The sequence below is a fragment of the Gillisia sp. Hel_I_86 genome, from assembly GCF_007827275.1.
Lineage (GTDB): Bacteria > Bacteroidota > Bacteroidia > Flavobacteriales > Flavobacteriaceae > Gillisia.
This window is the reverse complement of record NZ_VISE01000001.1, coordinates 785097-809279: the sequence shown is the minus strand read 5'-3', so window position 1 is coordinate 809279 and position 24183 is coordinate 785097. Positions and strand designations below refer to the sequence as shown.

18 protein-coding genes and 1 tRNA gene are annotated in these 24183 nt (G+C 38.1%); 9 read left to right on the top strand and 10 right to left on the bottom strand.

What is annotated here, in order from left to right:
- Positions 1-12: 12 nt before the first annotated feature.
- Entirely contained in the window at positions 13-3309 is a 3297-nt protein-coding gene (locus tag JM83_RS03580; protein ID WP_144959443.1) for a DUF2723 domain-containing protein, read from the bottom strand.
- A gap of 190 nt (positions 3310-3499) precedes the next feature.
- Here JM83_RS03580 and JM83_RS03575 point away from each other — a divergent pair.
- A tRNA-Gln gene (locus JM83_RS03575) sits at positions 3500-3572 on the top strand.
- Positions 3573-3819: 247 nt separating this feature from the next.
- Here JM83_RS03575 and trxA read toward each other — a convergent pair.
- The 7 genes from trxA to JM83_RS03540 form a co-directional block, all read right to left on the bottom strand.
- Entirely contained in the window at positions 3820-4119 is a 300-nt protein-coding gene (gene trxA, locus JM83_RS03570; protein ID WP_144959441.1) for a thioredoxin, read from the bottom strand.
- Positions 4120-4368: 249 nt separating this feature from the next.
- A complete protein-coding gene (locus JM83_RS03565) occupies positions 4369-4944 on the bottom strand; it encodes a YceI family protein (RefSeq protein WP_144959439.1) in 576 nt (191 codons plus the stop codon).
- Positions 4945-5033: 89 nt separating this feature from the next.
- Positions 5034-6290, bottom strand: a complete 1257-nt coding sequence (locus tag JM83_RS03560; RefSeq protein ID WP_144959437.1) for a hypothetical protein — start codon at positions 6288-6290, stop codon at positions 5034-5036.
- A 31-nt stretch (positions 6291-6321) separates the two neighbouring features.
- A complete protein-coding gene (locus JM83_RS03555; RefSeq protein WP_144959435.1) occupies positions 6322-6912 on the bottom strand; it encodes a YceI family protein in 591 nt (196 codons plus the stop codon).
- Positions 6913-7288: 376 nt separating this feature from the next.
- Positions 7289-7618: a hypothetical protein gene (locus tag JM83_RS03550; protein ID WP_144959433.1), complete on the bottom strand. Its 330-nt coding sequence runs from the start codon at positions 7616-7618 to the stop codon at positions 7289-7291.
- A gap of 136 nt (positions 7619-7754) precedes the next feature.
- The gene (locus JM83_RS03545; protein WP_144959431.1) at positions 7755-8381 is read right to left on the bottom strand and encodes a metallophosphoesterase; all 627 of its coding nucleotides are present in this window, start codon (positions 8379-8381) and stop codon (positions 7755-7757) included.
- Positions 8382-8478: 97 nt separating this feature from the next.
- A complete protein-coding gene (locus JM83_RS03540; RefSeq protein WP_144959429.1) occupies positions 8479-8724 on the bottom strand; it encodes a hypothetical protein in 246 nt (81 codons plus the stop codon).
- A gap of 292 nt (positions 8725-9016) precedes the next feature.
- Here JM83_RS03540 and JM83_RS03535 point away from each other — a divergent pair, with 292 nt between their 5' ends.
- A complete protein-coding gene (locus tag JM83_RS03535; protein ID WP_186434939.1) occupies positions 9017-10456 on the top strand; it encodes a DUF748 domain-containing protein in 1440 nt (479 codons plus the stop codon).
- On the opposite strand, the gene JM83_RS03530 is transcribed toward JM83_RS03535, so the two are convergent.
- Positions 10453-11283 carry a universal stress protein gene (locus JM83_RS03530; protein ID WP_144959425.1) on the bottom strand — a complete coding sequence of 277 codons (831 nt, stop codon included), beginning with the start codon at positions 11281-11283 and terminating at the stop codon, positions 10453-10455. The two genes, JM83_RS03535 and JM83_RS03530, sit on opposite strands and share 4 nt — an antisense overlap.
- A 156-nt stretch (positions 11284-11439) precedes the next feature.
- On the opposite strand from JM83_RS03530, the gene rimP reads away from it, so the two are divergent.
- From rimP to infB, 3 genes are read left to right on the top strand one after another with little or no spacing between them, the layout of a single operon-like run.
- Positions 11440-11901 (top strand): ribosome assembly cofactor RimP, encoded by a 462-nt coding sequence (gene rimP, locus JM83_RS03525; RefSeq protein ID WP_144959423.1) that lies wholly within the window; start codon positions 11440-11442, stop codon positions 11899-11901.
- A gap of 12 nt (positions 11902-11913) precedes the next feature.
- Positions 11914-13143 (top strand): transcription termination factor NusA, encoded by a 1230-nt coding sequence (nusA, locus tag JM83_RS03520; protein ID WP_144959421.1) that lies wholly within the window; start codon positions 11914-11916, stop codon positions 13141-13143.
- Between the two features lie 59 nt (positions 13144-13202).
- Complete coding sequence (gene infB / locus JM83_RS03515; RefSeq protein WP_144959418.1) at positions 13203-16049, top strand: translation initiation factor IF-2; 2847 nt, start codon at positions 13203-13205, stop codon at positions 16047-16049.
- A 671-nt stretch (positions 16050-16720) separates the two neighbouring features.
- Here the strand turns inward: infB and JM83_RS03510 are convergent.
- Complete coding sequence (locus JM83_RS03510) at positions 16721-17113, bottom strand: SPOR domain-containing protein (protein WP_144959416.1); 393 nt, start codon at positions 17111-17113, stop codon at positions 16721-16723.
- Positions 17114-17345: 232 nt separating this feature from the next.
- On the opposite strand from JM83_RS03510, the gene JM83_RS03505 reads away from it, so the two are divergent.
- From JM83_RS03505 to JM83_RS03490, 4 genes are read left to right on the top strand one after another with little or no spacing between them, the layout of a single operon-like run.
- Complete coding sequence (locus JM83_RS03505) at positions 17346-18680, top strand: c-type cytochrome (protein ID WP_144959414.1); 1335 nt, start codon at positions 17346-17348, stop codon at positions 18678-18680.
- Between the two features lie 57 nt (positions 18681-18737).
- Positions 18738-21818 carry a TAT-variant-translocated molybdopterin oxidoreductase gene (locus tag JM83_RS03500; RefSeq protein ID WP_144959412.1) on the top strand — a complete coding sequence of 1027 codons (3081 nt, stop codon included), beginning with the start codon at positions 18738-18740 and terminating at the stop codon, positions 21816-21818.
- Between the two features lie 36 nt (positions 21819-21854).
- Positions 21855-23648, top strand: a complete 1794-nt coding sequence (nrfD, locus tag JM83_RS03495; protein WP_144959410.1) for an NrfD/PsrC family molybdoenzyme membrane anchor subunit — start codon at positions 21855-21857, stop codon at positions 23646-23648.
- Positions 23649-23653: 5 nt separating this feature from the next.
- Positions 23654-24178, top strand: a complete 525-nt coding sequence (locus tag JM83_RS03490; RefSeq protein ID WP_144959408.1) for a DUF3341 domain-containing protein — start codon at positions 23654-23656, stop codon at positions 24176-24178.
- The last annotated feature ends 5 nt before the right edge of the window (positions 24179-24183 follow it).

Below are 24183 nucleotides of genomic sequence, written 5' to 3'. Positions count from 1 at the left end.
TTTATTAAGCCATTATTCTACCGTACTGTCTAAATCTTGTAAGCTTTGCTCTGTTTGAAATTCACTTTCTATTGCCGCGTCCGTAGGTAGGGTGGGAGTTTCTTCCGCTTCCTCACTATCATCATAGAACCTCGGGAATAACTTTAAGTAGTTGTTAAATTCTTCAGCTTTCTTACGAGCAAATTCCTGCTCTCCGTTTCTAAAAAGTAAATCTATTAGAGAACGATATCGTTCCATGTCTGTAATAATATCATCGGCAAAATTATACTGCCTTTCTTCATCCCAGCCACTGTAATATTTTAAATTCTCTTGATATTTCTCGGCAATTTTAGTCCATAGTTCCTTTGCTTTTTCGGGCTCTCCAACTTCAAAGTAACCATTTATATAAGGTTCCAAAAGAGTGTAATATCCGTAATAATCTACTGGCATTTTTTCCATAGCAAGATCTATGATCTCCTTAGCTCTTGCAGTATCTTCTTCAATAAGCAATTGCTCGATAAGCCTTCCTAAATTACTTCTATAGGTAATTGAATTTTTCCTTGTCTCGGGATCATGATAAATTGTAGTGTCACCCATATTGCCCCAATCCCAATTCTTGGCAATCTTATAAATCTTTTCAGAATCTACACGACCCATTTCATATGGATTACGAGGGCTTATTGGTGTTTGGATTGGCACCAGTTTATATGCTACGCCGTCCAACTGAAGGTAATCCTTCATCCATAAATAATCGTCGTCTCCATAACTGCCTCCTGTAAAATAGATTGGGCGTTCCCAATTATTATTGGCAATAATGTCAAGCATTAGAAGCCTGTTCTTATAGATCACATTTCCTTCCAGTTCAATAAAAATATTATCGACAATAAGGTCTGCATCTTTTTTGGATACAATTCCATTTTTTAAAACTTCATTTTTATCTACAGGAATCCTGATGTTTTTTGTAGGGAAGGTGTTCACTACTTGTCCGCTTTGAAGCTGCCCCTGAGTTCCCGGATTGTCACTTGCAATCCAATTCATCCAATTTTTAATAGCCATGGTATCTTTTGTAACCTGCTGATACATGACAAATTCATTGGTTCCTGCACGGTATTGTTTATGTTCTAATTGTGAAGGAATAGGGTCGCTATCCCATGCCTTACGTTTCATTTGAGAGATATACCAATCTGTCGCAAAAAGGCTGGTGTTCACGATGCGCACATCTTTTCTATAGCCTTCGATTTGTTGGGCATACCAAAGCGCAAAAGTGTCATTGTCCCCAATGGTAAATAAAATGGCATTTTCATCTACAGAATCCAGGTACATTTTTGCCATAGCCAAGGCAGAATACCTATCGGACCTATCGTGATCGTCCCAGTTTTGAGAAGCTAGAACAGTTGGTACCGCCAAAAGGCAAGCAGCAATTGCTATTGGAGCAGCAAGGGAGGGTTTCAGGTATTTTTTGATGGAATCGAAGATTGCGTAGACCCCAAATCCTATCCAAATGGCAAATACGTAGAAGGAACCAACCAGGGCATAATCTCGTTCCCTAGGTTCAAAGGGGCGTTCATTTAAATAGATTTTTAGTGCAATTCCGGTAAAAAGAAAAAACACCATAAGCACCCAAAAGCTTTTTTTATCTCTTTTGAAATGAAAGAGAAGTCCAATGAGTCCTAATATTAAAGGTAAAAAGTAATAGGTGTTTCGAGCCTTATTATTCTTCATGTCTGAAGGGAGATTGTCTTGGGAGCCCAATCTTATTTCATCTATAAATTTTATTCCGCTTAACCAATTTCCATTGATATCGGAATATTGACCTTGGACATCATTTTGTCTTCCCACAAAATTCCACATGAAATATCGCCAGTACATATAGCCGAATTGATATTCGAACAAATAGCTAAGGTTAGATCCAAAAGAAGGTTTTTCCACGTTAAGATATTCGCTAAACTGATTAAGGAAATTGTGATAATCTTCATTGTCTATTCTTCCCAGTGCAACATTTTTTCTAAATTCAGCAATAGCAGTTAGCAGCTGATCTTCGCTTTGATATCCCTCTTTGATCGTGAACTTTAGCGGACCGGTGAATTGCATATAATTAGCCGCATGTTGCGTGCTCCACATTCTTGGAAGTACCGTTTTATGACTGTCGTCCAAATTTTGGCGTGCATTTTTATAATCGTTAACAATAACATATTTCCCAAGTTCCCTGTCTTTTTCGTAGTTAGGCGCATCGTCCAAATAAGGGTTTTCTGGATCTAGGCCACTATACATTTCAGTAAATTGTGGCCCATAAAATAAATGGGTCTCCCCATATTGTTCCCTGTTGTAATAGGCCAATAACTCACGAGCATTGTCTGGACTGTTTTCATTGATCACGGTATTTGCATTCGCGCGTATAGGAAGCATGGTCCAGCTTGAGAAACCAATCAGGATGAACAGAACAGAAAGTAACAGCGTATTTAATTGATAGTAATTCTTTTTTAAAGTATATCGAATCCCGAAGTAAAAAGCAGCGACAATGACTAAAAGGGCTATAATGGTTCCTGAGTTGAAAGGGAGGCCAATGGAATTGGTAAAGAAAACTTCAGCAGTAGCGAAAAATGTTAGGGTATACGGTAATAATAGTTTAAAAATGAACATTAAAACAGCCACTACTGCGAGATTGGCAACAATAAAATTCTTAACAGTTATTTTTTTGTAATTCTTGAAGTAATATAAAAAACCGATTGCTGGGATGGTAAGAAGTCCCATAAAGTGAATTCCAAAGGAAAGCCCTACTACAAAAGAGATCAAGATCACCCATCTGTTCCCTCGAGGTGCAAACATATCTCGTTCCCATAGCAAGCCTAGATAAAACAAAATAGACATCATACAGGCTGCCATGGCATATACTTCAGCCTCTACCGCATTAAACCAAAAGCTATCTGTAAAGGTAAAAGCTAAAGAACCAACCAAGGCACTTCCTAAAATGGCAATTTTTTTGCTATCGCTTAAACCTACTACCGGACCAGTAACTTTTTGAAGTAACAATACTATAGACCAAAACATAAAAAGAATGGTAAAGGCACTGGCCAAGCCAGACATCATATTAACCAAAAGGGCAACCTGGGCAGCTTCCGGTGCAAAAGTGGAGAAAAAGGCGCCCATCATTTGGTACAGCGGTGCTCCTGGCGGATGTCCTACTTCTAGGTTTGCCGCAGTAGCTATATATTCCCCGGCATCCCAAAAACTAGCCGTGGGTTCAACGGTTAACCAATACGTAGTAAGAGAAATTATAAATACCAGCCAGCCTAGTATTTTGTTCCATTTACCGAAGTTAAAGTCTGTCATATTATGCGTATATTGAGTATGATGAGGCGAATTTAAGAATAATTACAGGAATGTATTTATAACGGCACTTAAAAGAGAATATTTTTAGTTGCATTTAGATTAGCTGAAAACAAAAAATAATTCACAAAAAACCTAAAAAATGTTTGTGTAAAATAAAGTTTGTTTTAAATTTGCACCCGTATTGAAATACTGGCCTATGGTGTAACTGGCAACACGTCTGTTTTTGGTACAGAAGAGTCTAGGTTCGAGCCCTAGTAGGCCAACTTCAATAGAAAACCCGAACTGTTTAGTTTGGGTTTTTTTGTTCCTAATATTGTTGGGCGAGAAGCCTGTCCCGAGCGTAGTCGAGGGGAGCCCTAGTAGGCCAACTTCAATAGAAAACCCGAACTGTTTAGTTTGGGTTTTTTGTTTTATGGAGTTTTTCGAAAAATAAGATATAATTTTTTGAACCCAGAAGTGTAAAAGGAAGGTTTGTTTTTCTGAAAACTTCTCACTATTCACGTTCTTTTTTTAGGAATGCGATTCTATAATTCTTACCAACTCCGCTTTTGGCACCACGCCAGATTGTCGCCACAATTGTTGCCCATCTTTGAACAGCATTAGGGTTGGTACTCCCCGAACCTGATATTGCGCAGCCAAGGGTTGATTTTTGTCTACATCTATTTTCACGATCTTCACTTTATCCCCAAGGCTGGATTTAGTTTCTTTTAAAATAGGTGCTAAAGTTTTGCAAGGTCCGCACCAATCTGCATAAAAATCCACCAGGGTAAGGGTTTCCCCTTTTATGATCTCACTGAAATTGCTTTTCATTTGGGTTTAGTTTTAAATGTATTATTCATTAAATTAGATCGAAGGACATTAAAATTACAAAATAAAAAAGATAATCTGTTTTTTGTCCAGGAATATAACGGACCATCTCTTTTCACTGTCCTTATTTATTTGGATCGAGAAGTGGTTTTTACTTAGAGATTCATCCGTATTCTGCATTTATCCCGATAGGAGGGACCATGATAAATAAATTCCCTTTTACCAATAGAAGATCGGTGTTTTTTTTAGGTTCTAATTTAGGACAGCTAGATTAAAATTAATCTCAATTTCTTTTTTGACAACCACCATTCCGAAGAATTTCTTTGGGGGTTCCAGGTTAAAATCGTCAATATTTAGTTTTAAAAGACCTTTAAAATATGGAGAATTTTTGGATACGATTTCTACGGGGACTTTATAATCTTTATTTATACCGGCAATAGACAATACAACATCTGCCACCGCACGATTTTTACCTTCAAAAGTTATCTTTTTTAGTTCAAGGCTTATTTCAGGGTATTTATCTGTTTGGATCAAGGTATGGAAATCCTTGTTTATTGCTTTGTTCCCACAGTCAAAACCAGTATTCTCCAACCTAAGTAAAGCATCCTCGAAACATATGGATGATTCTCCCTCATAAAACTTAATTTGTTTGTTCTTGGAAATTAAGGCAGTATTAAATTCACATAAAAATTCGTTGATATTTGTATCTCCCGTAATGGTGAGGCGGCTTTTGGGTAAAATTTCTATTGAGGTACTGTCAAAACCATTCTGTGCAAAAAAACTCGTACAGGCTAAAATCATTATCCAGGTAAGTTGTAATCTTCTCATGGTGATAAATTTAAATAAGGCTGTCTAAAAAGGTCTTTACGTAAAAACACTTTTAAGGCAACCTTATTATTAGCTAATTCAAACTTTTTTTAGAAACTTATAGCTGCTTCTACCATTAATCCGTTGATTTTTCCATCATTAAGAATATCAGTTAGTGGATAGTCATTGTAGTTCTGGTTCATGTATTCAACCTTCATCAGGATGTTTTTGGTCATAAACCAACCTGCACTAAGGGATAAACGGTTCACGTCTACATCGTCTCCGCTTTCGAGTTCACCGCTGGCTACATTGTAACGACCACCAAGGTATAAATTTTCTTTTGCACCAAACCTGTAAATAAGCTCTCCTGAATACTGGTTCCAGGTTCTTGTATCAGACTCAGATGATTTTTTTCCTGTTGCAGATTCATAGATCCCGAAAAATTCCAGGCCTTTGTATTTTAAGAACGGGTTGATCATTATGGCAGTCAATTCATTTTTTAAATCCGGGTTGATCCTTCCAGATCTAAAATTATCTCCACCTACAGGTATCATTACGTTATAATAACGGGATCCCGCGCGGTCACCACTGTAAAGGTAGGCACTACCGGTTTGGTTTGTATGGTAAATAGATCCTGTTAACCTTACCCTGAAATCATCATTAAGGTAATTATCGTATCCTATTTTTGCAAGAAAGGATGGGCTTACGGTTTCAGGATTTGTTACAGCTTGGTTTAATTTACCATTGGTAAAACCCAACATTCCCAACCATCCGTTTTTGAACAAATATAACTCAGCTCCAACCTCTGTGGTAAAGCTGTCCATTAAATAGTTTCCTACAAATGGGTTATAAGTGGACATCGCGTTATCGGTCCTTCTGAAGTGGGCATCCCCATAGTTGTTTTCCATGTGACCAATTTTAATCCTGGCATAGTCCATAATGCCCTTCGCAAAACCTTTGCTTATAAAATCCAATTTATCAATCTGGATATAACCACCTTTTACATAGGTGTTAGTGTGATTTTGGGAAGAAAGATAGGTTCTTAAGTGCATCCTTACACCATCGTAAAGTGCTACGTCCAAATCTAAATTGGCAGTCGCCAGGTTAAAGTTGTACCCAATTTCCTCCAATGGAATTTCGCCTGAGTTTTCATGATCCAGGGCCTGGAACTGGATAGTGGAAGCCCCACCCACCCTTACATGTACACCATCAAAAGTAGAAACTGTGTCCTTTGGGGCCTCAAACATATTTACTCCTCTTTGGTCTGGGTCCCTGAAATTGTCTAGGTCCCTTTGGGTTTGTGCTTGCATTTGCAAGCCGAATATAGCGATTAACGCAATACTTAAATAGTGAAATAGATTTTTCATTTTTAGGTAATTTTTAAGGTTATATATTTAATTATTTAGTGAATACGGTTTTAAATTTTATTTTTACCTCGTCCCCCGTTGTAATAGTCCCAAACAGGGCTGTTGGAGGTTCTACATTGTATGTGGACATTTTAAAAGAGGTGCTGCCGGTTAAGGAGATTTCATCGTCATTTATCTTAGCGTCAAAAACAAGGTCTATTGATTTTTTTGTGCCAGCAATGGTTAAATATCCTTTGGCAATAATTTTACATTTACTGCTGGAAGTGCAATCAATATTGTCCACCTTTACCAGGTTATAAGTGATTTTTGGAAATTTATCGGTTTTAAGTGCTTTATAGGTGTTTTTGTCCATTCCTCCTTTTCCGCTCTTAAGGCTTTCAGCAATTACAGTAAAGTCCAGCTTTTCAATTTTAACGAGTTGTTCGTCTATTATCTCTACGCTCATGGTGCCTTGAAGTTCTTCGGCGGTTATTTCCCAATCGTGCACATTGGATGTTCCTTCTACTTTCACGTCTGAGGAACTATTAGTGATTTTAAATGTTTGCGCGAGGGAAACTTGGCAGGAAAAAAACAAGATCATAGTGCTTCCAAGAGCCAGGTACAGGTTTTTCGCATTTTTCATAACTTTAGGTTTTTAATTTTATACAAAGTTCCAACAGAAATGTATTCCAGATTATGACGATTGTCAGGTTTTAGGATTTTGTTCTAAAAAACCAAGAAATGCGAAGATTAAATTTTGTGGATATAAGATGGAAGTATTTTGGAGGGCACCCTAAATAATTATTCAATTGGGAATATTTTGGGGATAATTATGCTTAATGTATGCTGAATGAAATAAAATCCTGTTAATTCCAAGATACTTGGTCTTTTACGTCCTATGCTTATCTTGGAGCTACTGTACTATATTTGTGGGTTTAGTAGATGGATGTTGGAAATTTTAATCAACAAAAAACCCCAACGTTAACGTTGGGGTTTTTGCTTGCTGCGAATTTCTGTTCTTACGCCGCGCTTACAATATTGTAATGTGTAAGAAGATTCTGATAGAAATAAAGACTTTTTTCATCTGTCTTTATGCAAGATATTATAAAACTCTCCAAATCCAAACACTCAAAAGTAATAGGAGTGAATTTATTTTTAGATACTGGCAATTTAAGATCTACGGTTTGATCTATATAGTCGATCCTGATATTTTTCGCGTCAAAATATCTTTGGATTATTGCCTTGTGAAGGCTTTCAAATTTGGAGTTGTCCACATCTTTGTTGGTAATGCTATACGAGATCAAATTTTTAACATCATCTAGAATTACATCCAAGTTAAAATTTTGCATAATCAAGTTCATTAATGTTTATATAAATATATTATTATGGCGTAAAGTTACACTTCGTAATGTTAACAAAAACCTAATACTTGCCTGATTAGCAATTAATTAACTATTAAAAACCTTTAACGACCAAATAGGATCTTTATCGATGTTTTACTGCAATTGGGGGATTTATTAACCTATAAGTTTTATCTAAAGAGGAAGAATTAATATAGGTCGTTCTTTCTGTTTTCACTGTACCATAGTCATTGTGTACGTGACCAAAAATATGATGGGTGATATTTAATTCACTTATTCTCTCGGCTAGATTTTTACAACCGATCATTGTTTTATTGTCCAATTCATCCAATATCCCAAAGGGTGGGCTATGGGTGATCAAAACATTTGTGTTTTTAGGAATTTTGTCCCAATGTTTGGAAATTGGTTTTCCCCGATCTTTTGTAAATGCCCAGCTAGTGTCTCCAGGTGTGTAAGGAGACCCCCAGAAGTTTACCTGCCCAATTGTTACACCACTATCTTCTAAATAATGAATATTTGTTGGGATTAACTGATTTAACTCATAAGATTTTTTCTGTAAATAAAAATCGTGATTACCGGCTATAAGAATCTTATGTTTATATGGAGTTGAAGAAAACCATTCCAGAAAATTCATGGTTTCTTTTTTGGTGCCTGCTTCTGTGAAATCCCCTGCATGAACTATACAATCGCCACCCGGAAGTATTAATTTTTCATGTTTATTATGTGTATCGGATATGCAAATGATCTTCATATATGATTGTAAAAAAATCCGATGAATTTAATTTCATCGGATTTTCCAAATTATAGTCCTTATCACTTTCAATCTTAACAACAACTTTAACTATAATTTAATTTAACGGTAAATTTTCTTTTTCTCTATATTCTTCAGGAACAATATCATCACTAGGAAACGAATCAATATCTGAAGGCAATATTCTATTTGTAAACTTTGTAATAGCAAATGCCACAATAACGGCAGTAAAAGCAAAAAATAAAAATTTTATTGCCAAACTATCGGTCATGACCAAACTGTAAAAGCCAAGGAATATCTCGATGGCCAAAAACACAATTTTTATTGCTAATTTAAATATCATTTTAAAGGAAAGTAACAGTTTTTATAAGTTCTAATTTTAGACTCTTCAAATATAATACCCTAAGTCGTGATTTGAAGATAAAAATTACACTTTGACTTAAATTTAACGTATGGATTTTCAGAAGTTTAAACATAAATTAGTTAAAATATGCCCAACAGGATTCAAGAAAACCCTGCGGGTTTGTAAATTGGCTTTATAAGTAGATAATATAGTGGAGAAAAAATACAAGATTTTACTTTATACTTTTATTGGGTTATCTTTTTTATTGGGCTTGATGTTTTTCGCAAATAAGTTGGTCAAGCAAAAAATAAAAGCTGCAATAGAAAAAGAGTTGGTAAACTCTAATGTGGAATATAAGGATATTACGGTAGATATTATTAGTGGTGGCTCGGTGGTTTCAAGCCCTAAACTAAAGCTTGGAAGCGCCACAATAAGTTCTGAGGAGCTACGCGTAATAGATCTGGACTACAAAGAATACTTCTCCAACAAAAAAATTGTCTTTGATAGAATTGTTTTTAAAAAACCCGAAATTCTAATAACCCCAGCTGATACCCTTAAAAAACAGAAAGATGAAAAATCCAAAAAAGATTTTAAAGAGGATATTAAAATCAGGCATTTGGTAATTCAAGACGGCTATCTAAAAATATCAAAAAATGATACGGTTAAAGATGGCTTATTTGTTTCTTTGAAAAGCATGGATATCTATGATCTTCATATAACTGAAGAAAGCCTTAAAAACAAAATCCCATTTGGTTTCAGTGAAGTTTCGCTAAACAGCGACTCCTTGTTTTATACTTTAAATTCCAATCACGATCTTCATGCTAAAAATTTAAAGCTGAAGAAAGGCAGGCTCCATATTTCCGATTTCAGGATTATCCCGAAATACAGCAAAGCCGAATTTGATAAAAGACAAAGAGTGGAAAATGATAGATTTGACCTTAAGATCCCTAGAATAAAAATGACCGATTTCAATTGGGGGTTCAATGGGGATAAACTGCAACTGGAAAGTGGTCAAACGAAGATTGATAAAGCAAAATTCCATATTTACAGAAACAAACTTTTGCCAGATGATAATACAATAAAACCATTGTACAGTAAGGCATTGAGGGATCTAGAAACAAAATTGAAATTTGATGAGGTCAAAATTTCCAATTCCAATCTTGTTTATGAAGAAAAATCCAGGGCAGGGGAACCCCCGGGAAAAGTGACGTTTTCTAAACTGGAGGTCACTATTGCAAATGTGTCCAATTTAAATATGGAAGCACAAGATTTCCCACTAACGACCATAAAAGCCAAAACCAAGTTTATGGGTGAATCCAAATTGAATTTCAATATGGAATTCGATATAAAAGACCCCGAAGATAAATTCAACTTTTCTGGAAATTTGGCTGGTTTATCTGCTGGGGCAATGAATTCATTTTTAAAACCGGCATTAAATATAGAAGTTCAAGGAAAGATCTCTTCCATGCATTTTAATTTCTTTGGGAATAATGATAACGCTTTGGGCGACACTCGCTTACAATATCACGATTTTAAAGTAGAAGTGCTTAAAAAAGATGGTGAGAAAAAAAACAAACTCCTCTCTGGATTGGCCAATTTAATTTTGAAGAACAATGTCACCACTAAAAAAATGAATCAAAAAAATATTTCGGCTGTTAGGGATAAAACAAAATCCTTTTGGAATTTTCTTTGGTTGTGCATTCGTAATGGAGCGCTCAAGAGCTTTATCTAAATTTTAAAGGTTACCACTGGCTGGTTGGCATGATTCACCAGATCTTCGCTTATGCTGCCATTAAAGAAATGTGCCAATCCTTTTCTGCCATGAGTGCTAATACCAATTAAGCCTGCATTGATGCCTTTCGCAAAATTAAGAATACCTTTTTCCACAGTAACATCATTGTACACATTGAGGCTGTGATGGTGTAAATCTGCCCCTTTCACAAAATCGTTAAGTGATTGAGTGGCCTCTATGCTTGTTTTAAAATTATTGGCTGTATTAATATAGACCAAATGCAAATGTGCATTGATCTTGTTGGCAAACTGGATGGCCTTGTTTAAAGTGTGTTTATGTTCCAGGTCACAGTCTGTTGCAAATACAAAGCTGTTAATGTCAAATTCTTCGTGTTCATTTTTAATTACCAATACCGGAATAGTGGAATTTCGAACCACTTTTTCTGTGTTGGATCCAATAAACACCTCTTTAAGTCCGCTAGATCCATGGGAGCCCATTACAATAAGATCACAATTATGTTCTTTGCTCACTTCCATGATCCCGTCAAAAGCTTGATGGAATTGGACGATATCATGAACTTTAATCCCTTCTAAAAATGGGGCGTCTATAAGTTTCTTAAATTTATTTTTGGCTAATTTCATGAAAAACAATGCCTCGGGCAGGTTTTGAGTGCCACTACCGCTCACCGGATCCACCAATTGCAATGGTAGTTCCAGCATGTGCAAGAGAAAGACTTCGCCATTAAAGCGGTTCGCTAATTGAGCGGCTACTTTTAATGCGTTTTCCGCTTGCGCAGAAAAGTCGGTTGGGACAAGGATTCTTTTCATAGTAAAGCTTTAAAAATGATTGTATTATTAAAATTACGAATAAAATTTCATTTACAAAGTGGTTTCAATTCTTCAATAATTTTTATTATATTTGCAGCGTTGAAACGAAAATAAATACAGCGAGGGGACGAAAAGTCCCCTCTTTTTATAAACATTATGTTGCAGGACCGAGTAGAAAATTTACTGGAAGAAGCCTTTCAAGAGAATAATTCCTTATTTTTAATAGCCTTGAATATCTCCGATCAAAATCACATAAGCATTGTGATAGATGGGGATAATGGGGTTACTGTAAGCGATTGTGTGGCGGTAAGTAGAAAAGTGGAAGGGGAATTGGATGAAGATGAACTCGATTTTTCTTTGGAAGTTGCTTCAGCGGGTGCGGCAGCGCCTTTGAAATTTTCGAGACAGTACAAAAAAAATATCGGAAGAACACTGGCTGTCCAAACAAAATCCAATAAATTTGAAGGGCAATTAAAGGAGGTTTCAGAAGATGGAATCAGCATTGCTTGGCAAGCTAGAGAGCCAAAGCCTGTTGGTAAAGGAAAGGTGACCGTAGATAAAGAAGCTACAATAGCATTTCAAGACATTTTGGAAGCTAAAGTTGTGATAACATTTTAATAATAATTTGATATGGAAAATATCGCTTTAATAGAGTCTTTTTCAGAATTTAAAGACGATAAGCTGATAGATCGAGTAACTTTAATGGCAATTTTGGAAGATGTTTTCAGAAGTGCCTTAAAGAAGAAATATGGGGAAGATGATAACTTTGATATCATTGTGAACCCAGATAAAGGGGATTTGGAGATTTGGAGAAACCGAGTGGTTGTTGCAGATGGAGAGGTGGAAGACCCAAATCAAGAAATATCACTTACTCAGGCTAGAAAGATTGAGCCAGATTTTGAAGTTGGTGAAGATGTATCTGAAGAAGTTAAATTAATGGATCTTGGGCGAAGGTCTATTTTGGCATTGCGCCAGAATTTGATCGCTAAGATTCACGAACACGATAATACAAACATATACAAGCAGTTTAAGGATCTTGAAGGAGAGATTTATACTGCAGAAGTGCATCATATTCGTCATAGGGCAATTATATTGTTGGATGATGAAGGGAATGAAATCATACTTCCAAAAGATCGTCAGATTCCTTCAGATTTCTTCAGGAAAGGAGAAAATGTAAGAGGGATTATTGAAAGTGTGGAATTAAAAGGAAGCAAGCCGCAAATCATTATGTCGCGCACCGCTCCGGTTTTCCTTGAGAAATTGTTCGAACAGGAGATTCCAGAAGTTTTCGACGGATTGATCACAGTTAAAAAAGTGGTTCGTATCCCTGGAGAAAAAGCAAAAGTTGCTGTAGATTCCTACGATGATAGAATAGATCCTGTGGGAGCATGTGTGGGAATGAAAGGTTCAAGAATCCACAGCATTGTGCGTGAATTGGGCAATGAAAATATTGATGTTATCAATTATACCAGTAACGATCAATTATTTATCACCAGGGCTTTAAGTCCGGCGAAAATTGTTTCCATTAAATTGGATGATGAGACAAAACGCGCAGAAGTGATACTTAAACCAGAAGAAGTTTCCAAAGCCATTGGCCGTGGAGGTCACAACATCAGGCTTGCGGGACAACTTACAGGTTATGAGATAGATGTGTTTAGGGATGGGGGAGAAGAAGATGTGGAACTTAAGGAATTTTCTGATGAAATCGAAGACTGGGTGATTGCAGAGTTTGCAAAAATTGGTTTGGATACTGCCAAGAGTATTTTGGAACAAGATGTGAATGATCTTGTTAGAAGGACAGATCTTGAGGAAGAGACCGTGCTCCAAGTAATACAGGTTTTAAGAAATGAATTTGAATAAATATCGATTTTTTTTAAATTGATAACATATAAAATAAGAGGTTAAATTAGAGGCAATTTATGGCTGAAGCAAAAACAATGCGATTAAACAAGGTACTACGCGAATTCAATATTTCGCTAGATCGTGCTGTGGAATTTTTAAATTCCAAGGGTCACGAAATAGAGGCGCGTCCTACCACGAAAATTTCTGAGGGCATTTATCAAGTCTTGGCTGATCAATTTCAGACAGATAAGAGCAAGAAAGTGCAATCCAAAGAAGTTGGGGAAGAAAAACGCAAAGAGAAGGAGGAGTTGCGTTTAGCTCGTGAGAAAGAGCTAGATGACAAAAAGCAGGAGGAGCAAAAAAAGCAGGATGTTATAAGTGCCAGAACTAAGCTTGAAGGCCCTAAACAGGTTGGAAAAATAGACCTGGACAAAAAATTTGAGGAGAAAAAGCAGGAGGTTGAAAAAACCGAAGCTAAAACTCCAGAAGCAGAAACGCCTAAGGAGGAGAAAGCTAAAGAGGAGCCAGTTGCGAAACAGGTTGAACCAAAAGCTGAACCAAAAAAAGTGGAAAAGCCAGTGGCTGAAACTACTGAAAAACCTAAAGCTAAAGCCGCAGGAAAAGAAGAGGTCAAGGAAACTACCGCAACTCCAAAAGCAGCAGAAGAAAAGGCCGAAGAAAAAACGGCCCCAGCGAAAGTTGGCAGCGATGCTGCGCCGGCAAAGGTGGGAAGTGAAGAAGCAGCGGAGAAAGATCCTGAAAATGAAACGCTTAAAACGAATTACACCAAATTAAACGGCCCAAACTTTACCGGGGAAAAAATTGATCTTTCCAAATTCAAGAAACCGGTTAAAAAGAAGGACGATAAAAAGGTTGCAGATGACAAGAACAAAAAACGTCGTCGTAGGATCAGTAAAGATGTGAAGCCTGGAACAGCGGCACCTGCTGGTACATTTAGCAAGTCTCGTGCTGGAGGCAAAAGACCATCTAGGCCAGCTATCGTAAAAGAAGAGCCAAGTGAAGAAGAAGTTCAAAAACAAGTTAGGGAGACCTTGGAAAAACTTCAGGGTAAATCCAGCAAAGGTAAAGGAGCTAAATATAGAAGGGGAAAACGAGATCAGCACCGTCAACGTACAGAAGATGATGCTGCACAACAAGAGTTGGACAACAAGGTCCTTAAAGTAACCGAGTTCGTTACTGTAAGTGAAGTTGCCACCATGATGGATGTGCCGGTTACCAAGATCATCTCAGCCTGTATGTCTCTTGGAATGATGGTAACGATGAATCAGCGTTTAGATGCGGAGACCTTATCTATCGTTGCCAGTGAATTTGATTATGAAGTAGAATTTGTTTCTGCAGATATAGAAATAGCAACAGAAGAAGAAAAAGATAAGCCGGAAGATCTTAAACCTAGAGCACCAATCGTTACGGTGATGGGACATGTAGATCACGGTAAAACATCTTTATTGGATTATATACGTGAAGAAAATGTAATTGCAGGTGAAAGCGGTGGAATCACACAGCATATTGGTGCCTACGGGGTAGAATTAAGTGGAGGTCAAAAAATAGCATTTTTGGATACTCCTGGTCACGAGGCCTTTACCGCGATGCGTGCAAGGGGTGCACAAGTAACGGATATTGCAATTATTGTAATTGCAGCAGATGACGATGTGATGCCTCAAACAAAAGAAGCGATCTCTCATGCTCAGGCGGCGGGAGTGCCTATTGTGTTTGCAATAAATAAATCTGATTTGCCTACGGCGAACCCAGAAAAGATAAAAGAAAAATTGGCTGCCATGAACCTTCTTGTAGAAGATTGGGGTGGTAAAATTCAGTCTCACGATATCTCTGCCAAAACAGGATTGGGCGTTAAGGAATTACTTGAAAAAGTATTGCTGGAAGCAGAGATCCTGGAATTACAGGCTAATCCAGATAAACCTGCAAAAGGTACTGTGGTAGAGGCATTCTTGGATAAAGGTAGGGGATATGTTTCTACTATTTTGGTACAAGAAGGATCTTTAAAAGTAGGGGATTATGTGTTGGCTGGCCGCAATAGTGGTAAGATCAAGGCAATGCAGGATGAAAGAGGGAAAGATGTAAAATTGGCAGGGCCTTCTACTCCGGTTTCGATCTTAGGATTGGATGGCGCACCACAAGCAGGTGATAAATTCAAGGTAATGCTAGATGAGCGTGAAGCTAAAGATGTTGCAGCGAAACGCACGCAATTACAACGTGAGCAATCTGTTCGTACACAGCGTCACATTACATTGGATGAAATTGGAAGACGTATTGCACTTGGTGAATTTAAAGAGATCAATATTATCTTGAAAGGGGATGTGGATGGTTCTGTAGAAGCATTGACCGACAGTTTCCAGAAATTATCTACAGAAGAAATTCAAGTAAGCATCATACATAAAGGAGTGGGTCCTATTACCGAGAGTGACGTGTTATTGGCTTCGGCTTCAGATGCGGTTATTATTGGATTTAATGTGCGTCCTGCGGGAAATGCGAGACAAATTGCAGATAAGGAAGAAATCGATATCAGAACATATTCTATTATCTACGATGCAATCAACGATCTTAGGGATGCAATGGAGGGAATGTTATCCCCAGAAATGAAAGAAGAGATCACGGGTACTGCAGAGATCAGGGAACTGTTCAAGATATCCAAAATTGGAACGATTGCAGGTTGTATGGTAACAGCTGGGAAGATCTTTAGAAATGAAGGAATTAGATTGATTCGTGATGGAGTTGTGGTTCACACAGGTGAGCTAATTGCCCTGCGTAGATTTAAAGACGATGTAAAAGAAGTTGCCAAAGGATACGATTGTGGTATGCAGATCAAAAACTACAACGATATTAAGGAAGGCGATATAATTGAAGGATATAGGGAGATTGCTGTGAAGAAGAAAATGAAGAAGTAGGAGTAATTCTTATAAATTTAAAAAGAGGCTGTTTGGATTAAATCCCAACAGCCTTTTTTGCTTTTAGATATTGGATAATTAAACTGTTACCCTGTACTTTTGTAGAAGGGTCTTTTTTATATTCCTATAATGAAATAGATTGCCTCATCCCGATACGGGACGTTGGAATGACAAAAGATAGAAGTGTCATTCTGAACGAGAGCAGCGAAGTGAAGAATCCCAATGAAGCGGTACCTCTATTTAAAAGAGATTCCTCCTGCCGTGGGAATGACACATCCTTTGAATGTCATCCTGAATTTATTTCAGGATCTTTTTTTCTTTTGTCCAGATGCTGAAACAAGTTCAGCATGACGACAATTCCCCATCGTCACCCTGAACTGGTTTCAGGGTCTTGGATTCACGAATAAATAAAAACACATCAATGCTAGCGTAGACGAAAAGCCTTCTATTACTTCTCAACCTTAAAATGAGTTTCTTCCTAGCACTGGAATGACATAGAGCGAAAGTGTCATTCAGAGCGCAACGCAGTGGAGCGAAGAATCTTAGGGAACCCAAATGGGATTCCTCCTAGCGTCGGAATGACAAGTCGGAACTCTTCCAATAAAAAAGCCTCATATTTCTATGAGGCTAAAATTTCTAGAATATCCACTTCGGCAAAAAATTCAACTTAATCATCCCCGTTGTGGTTTTGGTATGAATGCTGAAGGAAAATCACCTTTTATCTTTATAAGCGCACGATCTGCCTCTAAACGGTTCCTAAAATTCCCAATCCATACTTTGTAATTTGGTGTTTCGTAGATTATTTGAGAAGGCCATTCGGAATATTGGGACCTAAATTTCTTTATCACATCACTTGCAGAATTGTTGTCGCCATAATATAATTGGATCTTGTAACGCTCCCCAAGCTTTCCGTCTTTGGTCATTGCCGTCTTTATCTCTAGTAAATTAGGGATATTTGAGTCCTGCTGAATGTTAACTTTCCCTGTTTGTGCTACTCCAATTTGCTGAATTCCGAAGAGGAAAACGCCTATAAAAAAACAATCTTTAATTTTTAATATTCTCATTATAAAAAGATTTGGTGTAAAAGTAAAATTAAATAACTGATTAAGGTGCGTATTTATTATTTAGAACTATTATAAATTACGTGTTAACACTTCTGCAACATTTCCAAAATCGACTTTAAGTGTTACTTTTGTGCCTGAATTTTAGGGGTGCGATGTCTGTTTTTTATAGTTTTATATAAGCAATAGTTATAAAATATCGTGCCAAACATAAGACGTTAATTCAACTTACAATATGAAAAAGGTGAAATTCCGCCATTCAACTTCCAGATTACTACTGCTTTCCGTGGTTTTTCTGCTTTCATTTACCAATTTACATTATGCCCAGGAGGCTCAAGTTCCAGCTGGAGCAGAGCAGTCTTCAGAGGTCCAGGCTACAGAACCCAGCTCGGGGGATGCTGCAAATGGTAAAGCATTATTCAATTCGCTATGTGCAGCATGTCACAAACCTTATTCTAAATCTATCGGGCCAGCTCTTAACGGAGTGTCAGATAAATACTCTAGGACATGGATAGATTCATGGATCCATAATTCAGCTGGAATGATTGCCTCTGGAGATGCACAGGCAGTTGCTATTTACGAAGAGTACAACAAAACGGCAATGCCGGCCTTCCCTCAATTATCCGAGGCGGAGATTGGAGATATCCTTGCGTATGTAGAGCAGCCTAAACCAACTCCTGTAGCGGCCGTTGATGGGGTATCGGGTGGCGGTGAGAGTTCTGGAGGAGGGATTTCAAACAATGTGATTCTTGTTATACTGGCATTTGTATTGTTCATGCTACTAATTGTGCTGTTCTTGGTGAACAAGACACTTAGAAGTTTTGCTGCTGCAGGTGGGGTGGAGCTTCCTGTTAAGGAAAAAAGAAAACCGCTTTATAAATCTTTTGTGGAGAATCAATTTTTAGTATTGGTAACTGCGGTAATTGTTTTACTTGCCAGTGGATATTTGGTGTATGGATTTTTTATGCAAGTAGGAGTGGATCAGGGATATCAGCCTATACAACCTATACATTATTCCCATAGAATCCATGCGGGAGATAACCAGATAGATTGTAAATTTTGTCATTCTTCTGCGAGAACTTCAAAGCAGTCAGGGATTCCATCTTTAAATGTTTGTATGAACTGTCATAAATCGATTGGGGAAGTTGCAGAATCTACAGCTACAGATGAGTATTCTAAAGAATTTTACGATAAAGAAATCCAAAAACTTTATGATGCGACTGGTTGGGATCCTGAAAATCAGGCTTACACTGGGGAAACTAAGCCGGTAAAATGGGTTAGAATTCACAACTTGCCGGATTTCGCTTATTTCAATCACTCACAACACGTTTCTGTTGCGGGGATCGATTGTCAGAAATGTCATGGCCCAATCCAGGAGATGGAAGTTGTTTATCAAGATGCTCCTTTAACTATGGGGTGGTGTATTAACTGCCATAGAGAGACCAACGTGAAGATGGCTGGAAATGAATATTACGAAAAGATTCACGAAGAGTTGTCCAAAAAATACGGAGTAGAGGAATTGACTGCTGCTCAGTTAGGTGGTTTGGAATGTGCAAAATGTCACTATTAATAAAAAGTCAGGCCTGGGCAATCGGGTAATTAATTAAGAAGTAATATCTAGATATATATGTCATCAAACAAGAAATACTGGAAAAGTGTTGAAGAGCTAAATGAAAACAGCTCTATTGTTGAGACGCTCCAACAAAAAGAGTTTGCAGAAGAAATCCCTACCGATGAGTTTTTAGGAGATAAGGGTTCTTTAAGTAGTTCTTCCACAACTCGTCGTGATTTCCTTAAATATGTGGGTTTTAGTACGGCAGCGGCTTCTTTGGCGGCTTGTGAAGGTCCGGTTATTAAATCCATTCCTTATTTAGTGCAGCCGGAAAGAATTGTGCCTGGAATTGCAAACTATTATGCAACTACGATTGCAGATGGTTTTGATTTTTCTAGCGTACTGGTGAAGACTCGCGAAGGACGTCCAATAAAAATTGATAACAATACATTGTCCGCTGGAAGATCTGGTGCAAACGCAAGAGTGAATGCCTCTGTACTTTCATTATATGACAGTAAAAGGGTAAAAAGGCCAATGGTTAATGGCCAGAATGTGTCTTGGGAAGATTTTGATGCTCAGGTAGGTGCTGCGTTAGAAGGAGTGACCGGAGAGCTTGCTCTTTTAACTCAAACATTTGCGAGTCCTTCTACTTCAAAATTAATAAATGAATTTTCTGGTAAATTTGGGGATGTTCGGCACGTTGTGTACGATACAGTTTCGGAAGATGCTGCATTAAGTGCTTTTCAAGCTAAATACGGAACCAGGGCATTGCCAAATTACGATTTTTCCAAAGCTGGAACTATTGTTTCCGTAGGTGCGGATTTTCTGGGAGATTGGCAAGGTGGTGGTTATGATGCTGGTTATGCCAAGACAAGAATTCCTGAAAATGGTAAAATGTCTCGCCATATTCAGTTTGAATCTAATATGTCTCTATCTGGTGCAAATGCAGATAAACGTATCCCTGTTACTCCGGCACAGCAACGTGCTGTTTTAGCTGCGTTATATGGTTATATTGCTGGGGGTTCTTCTAGCAGTGAGCTATCTGGTAAATTGGACGATGCGGTGGTAAAAGCTGCTTCACAATTAAGAAAAGCAGGAAGTAAAGGAGTAGTTGTTTCCGGGCTTACAGATGTAGATGCCCAGACATTGGTATTGGCGATCAATGAGGCTTTAGGTAGCCAAGTGATGGATACCGCCAATCCAAAAATGACCCGCCAAGGGAGTGCAGCTGCTGTTACCAAGTTGGTAGAAGATATGCAGAATGGACGCATCGGTGCGATTTTAATTGCAGGGGTGAACCCAGTGTATAGTTTGCCTAATTCAAAAGAATTTGTAAAAGCATTAAAAGATATAGAAGTTTCTGTTGCTTTCTCCATGAAGGAAGATGAAACGGCTAAATTGTGCAAGTTCATCGCAGCTACGCCCCATTACTTAGAGAGCTGGGGAGATGTTCAATTCACTAAGAACAATTTCAGCTTGATGCAACCTACTATCAAACCTTTGTTTGATACCAGACAATTTCAAGATAGTTTGTTAAAATGGACTGGAGCTGATAAATCTTATTACGAATACATCAAGGAAACTTGGAGCTCTTTAGGGACAGATGCTTGGAACACTGCATTGCATGACGGTGTTTTCGAAGGAACTGCTCCTGCTTCAGGTGCAATTCCTGCTCCAGGGTTTGTTGGAGGCACAATCAATACAGGTGCTGCTCTTCGTAATCTAAGCGCAGCTTCAGAAGGTAAAGGTTTTCAGTTAAGCCTTTACACCAAAATATCTATGGGAGATGGGCAACAGGCCAACAACCCTTGGTTGCAGGAAATGCCGGACCCTCTTACAAGATCATCTTGGGACAACTACTTAACAATATCCAGGGAAGATGCAGATAAGTTAGAGCTTATAAATGAAAATGTTGCAAATGGAGCCTTAAACGGTAGCTATGTGAACATTAAAATGGATGGAGTGGAGTTGAAAAATGTTCCTGTACTTATTCAGCCTGGTCAGGCAAAGGGATCTGTTGGTCTTGCGCTGGGTTATGGGAAGAAAGAAGGAATTCAAAAGGAAATGCAGGTAGGTGTTAATGCTTATCCGCTATATAAAGATTTCAGTACTGTTCAGTATGTAAATATCGAAAAAGTTGCTGGGGTTCATGAGTTTGCAAGCGTTCAGTTGCAAAACACGCTTATGGGTAGGGGGGATATCATCAAGGAGACTACCTTGGAGATCTTCAATACCAAAGATAAAAATGCGTATAACAAAATTCCGGAAGTTTCTTTAAATCATATTGAAACCCCGGTAACTTCGCCAGAAGTGGATCTTTGGGAGAGTTTTGATATGGGAATAGGACATCACTTCAATCTTTCAATAGATTTAAATGCGTGTACCGGATGTGGGGCTTGTGTAATTGCATGTCATTCTGAAAACAACGTTCCTGTTGTTGGAAAACAAGAGATCAGAAAATCTAGGGATATGCACTGGTTGCGTATAGACAGATACTATTCTTCTGAAGATACTTTTACAGAAGATATAGAAAAGAAAGAAGATATTTCTGGATTGGGAGATTCCTTGTCTCAGCTAGCAGAAATGGAATCCCCAGCAGATAATCCTCAAGTGGTTTTCCAACCGGTAATGTGCCAACATTGTAACCATGCACCTTGTGAGACTGTTTGTCCTGTTGCGGCAATATCCCACGGTCGTCAGGGTCAAAACCAAATGATTTATAACAGATGTGTGGGTACGAGATATTGTGCAAACAACTGTCCTTATAAAGTGCGTCGTTTTAACTGGTTCAAATATGCCAAGAACGATGAGTTTGATTATAATATGAACAATGACCTAGGTAGAATGGTATTGAACCCAGATGTTACTGTACGTTCTAGAGGTGTTATGGAAAAATGTTCTATGTGTATTCAAAAAACACAGAAAACGATCCTTGATGCTAAGCGCGAGGGTAGGGTCATAGAAGATGGAGAGTTCCATACAGCGTGTTCTGCAGCATGTGATAAAGGCGCTATGGTCTTTGGGGATGTGAACGATAAGGAAGCTAAAATTCTTACCAAAGTTGAAGATAAGAGAATGTATCACTTATTGGAATCTGTTGGAACCAAGCCAAATGTGATGTATCAAACCAAGGTTAGAAATACTTCAGAAGCTTAAAAATTAAAATTAGTAAAGAATCAATTATAAAAGGATATGTCTCATTACGAAGCACCTATTAGAAAGCCTTTAATTACCGGGAACAAGAGCTATCACGATGTAACCATAGATGTGGCTGCACCTGTTGAAGGTCGGGCGAACAAACACTGGTGGATAGTTTTTTCTATTGCACTGGTCGCTTTTCTTTGGGGATTAGGTTGTATAATTTATACCGTTTCTACAGGAATTGGAACCTGGGGATTAAACAAGACTGTGGAATGGGCCTGGGATATTACCAACTTTGTTTGGTGGGTAGGTATCGGGCACGCAGGAACCCTTATTTCTGCGGTATTACTATTGTTCCGTCAAAAATGGAGAATGGCAATTAACCGGTCTGCAGAAGCAATGACCATTTTCTCTGTAATGCAAGCAGGTTTATTCCCAATTATCCATATGGGTCGTCCATGGCTGGCATATTGGGTATTGCCAATACCAAACCAGTTTGGTTCGTTATGGGTAAACTTTAACTCTCCATTGCTTTGGGATGTATTCGCAATTTCTACATACTTATCGGTATCACTTGTATTCTGGTGGACAGGTTTGCTTCCGGATTTTGCAATGATCCGGGATAGGGCAATTACGCCTTTCAACAAAAAGATCTACGGAATTCTATCTTTTGGATGGAGTGGCCGCGCAAAAGATTGGCAACGTTTTGAAGAAGTATCTTTGGTACTTGCAGGATTGGCAACCCCCTTAGTACTTTCGGTACACACCATTGTATCTTTTGACTTTGCTACTTCGGTAATTCCAGGATGGCACACCACCATTTTCCCTCCGTACTTTGTTGCTGGAGCGGTATTCTCTGGATTTGCAATGGTAAATACACTTTTGATCATTATGAGAAAAGTGTCCAATCTTGAAGACTATATTACGGTTCAGCATATCGAATTAATGAACATTGTAATCATGATTACAGGTTCTATTGTAGGTGTCGCTTATATTACAGAGTTGTTTGTAGCTTGGTATTCTGGCGTGGAATACGAGCAGTATGCTTTCCTTAACAGGGCAACCGGGCCTTACTGGTGGGCTTATTGGGCGATGATGACGTGCAATGTTTTCTCTCCCCAATTCATGTGGTTCCCAAAATTAAGAAGAAGTATCATGTTCTCTTTTTTCATCTCTATCGTTGTAAACATCGGGATGTGGTTCGAACGTTTTGTAATTATTGTGACCTCCTTGCACCGTGATTATTTACCCTCTTCTTGGACGATGTTCTCGCCTACATTCGTTGATATTGGGATATTTATTGGGACCATTGGATTCTTCTTTGTATTGTTCTTATTGTATGCACGTTCTTTCCCAGTGATTGCGCAAGCAGAAGTAAAAACAATCCTAAAATCTTCTGGAGCCATGTACAAGAAATTGCGTGCAGACCATGGAGATCACGCAGATCATCATAACTCGGCTTTTATGGCAGATCCTCCAGCAAATGAAGCTCATGGTTTACATCGCCAAATGAATAAGGGTACCAACGATAGCCATGAAGGGACTGTAAATGCGGACGTATTAATAACATCAGAAGTTCAAAAAGATAAGTTGGATCAAATGCTTTCCAGAATTGGGGTGTACGATCCTGCAATTCAAACCGCCAGCGATCTTACCAAATTGAAAGCTGCTGGACCCATATTGCAACAACGTCTGCACCAAGTAGGAATTTACACTTTTGCTCAAGTAAGCAGATTGGAATCAATGGATTTTGAATTGTTGAATGAGCTTATAGAGAATTTCCCTCAGGAAAATAGAAGAGAAGATTGGGTTGCTCAGGCAATAAAACTTAATAATAATAACTAATTAGGATGGCATCAAAAGTAATACACGCTATTTATACCGATGATGATTTATTGCTACAAGCAGTAAAGCAAGTTCGTAACGCCCGTTACCACATCTCTGAGATTTATTCACCATTTCCTGTTCACGGTTTGGACAAAGCAATGGGGCTAGAGCCAACCCGTTTGGCAATAGCTTCTTTTATATATGGAGTAATAGGCTTGATTGTATCAATAATAATGATGAACTATATGATGATAGAGGATTGGCCACAAAACATTGGTGGAAAGCCAAGTTTCAGCTTTGTGCAGAATTCTCCCGCTTTTGTGCCAATTATCTTTGAACTTACAGTGTTTTTTGCAGCTCACCTTATGGTTATTACTTTTTATATGAGAAGTAAATTATGGCCTTATAAAGCTGCCGAAAACCCCGATGTACGAACTACAGACGATCATTTCTTAATGGAAATTGATGTGGCAAGCCATAGTGTAGAAGAACTTTCCAAATTCTTATACGATACGGGAGCTCTTGAAATTAAATTAATTGAAAATTAATTAGA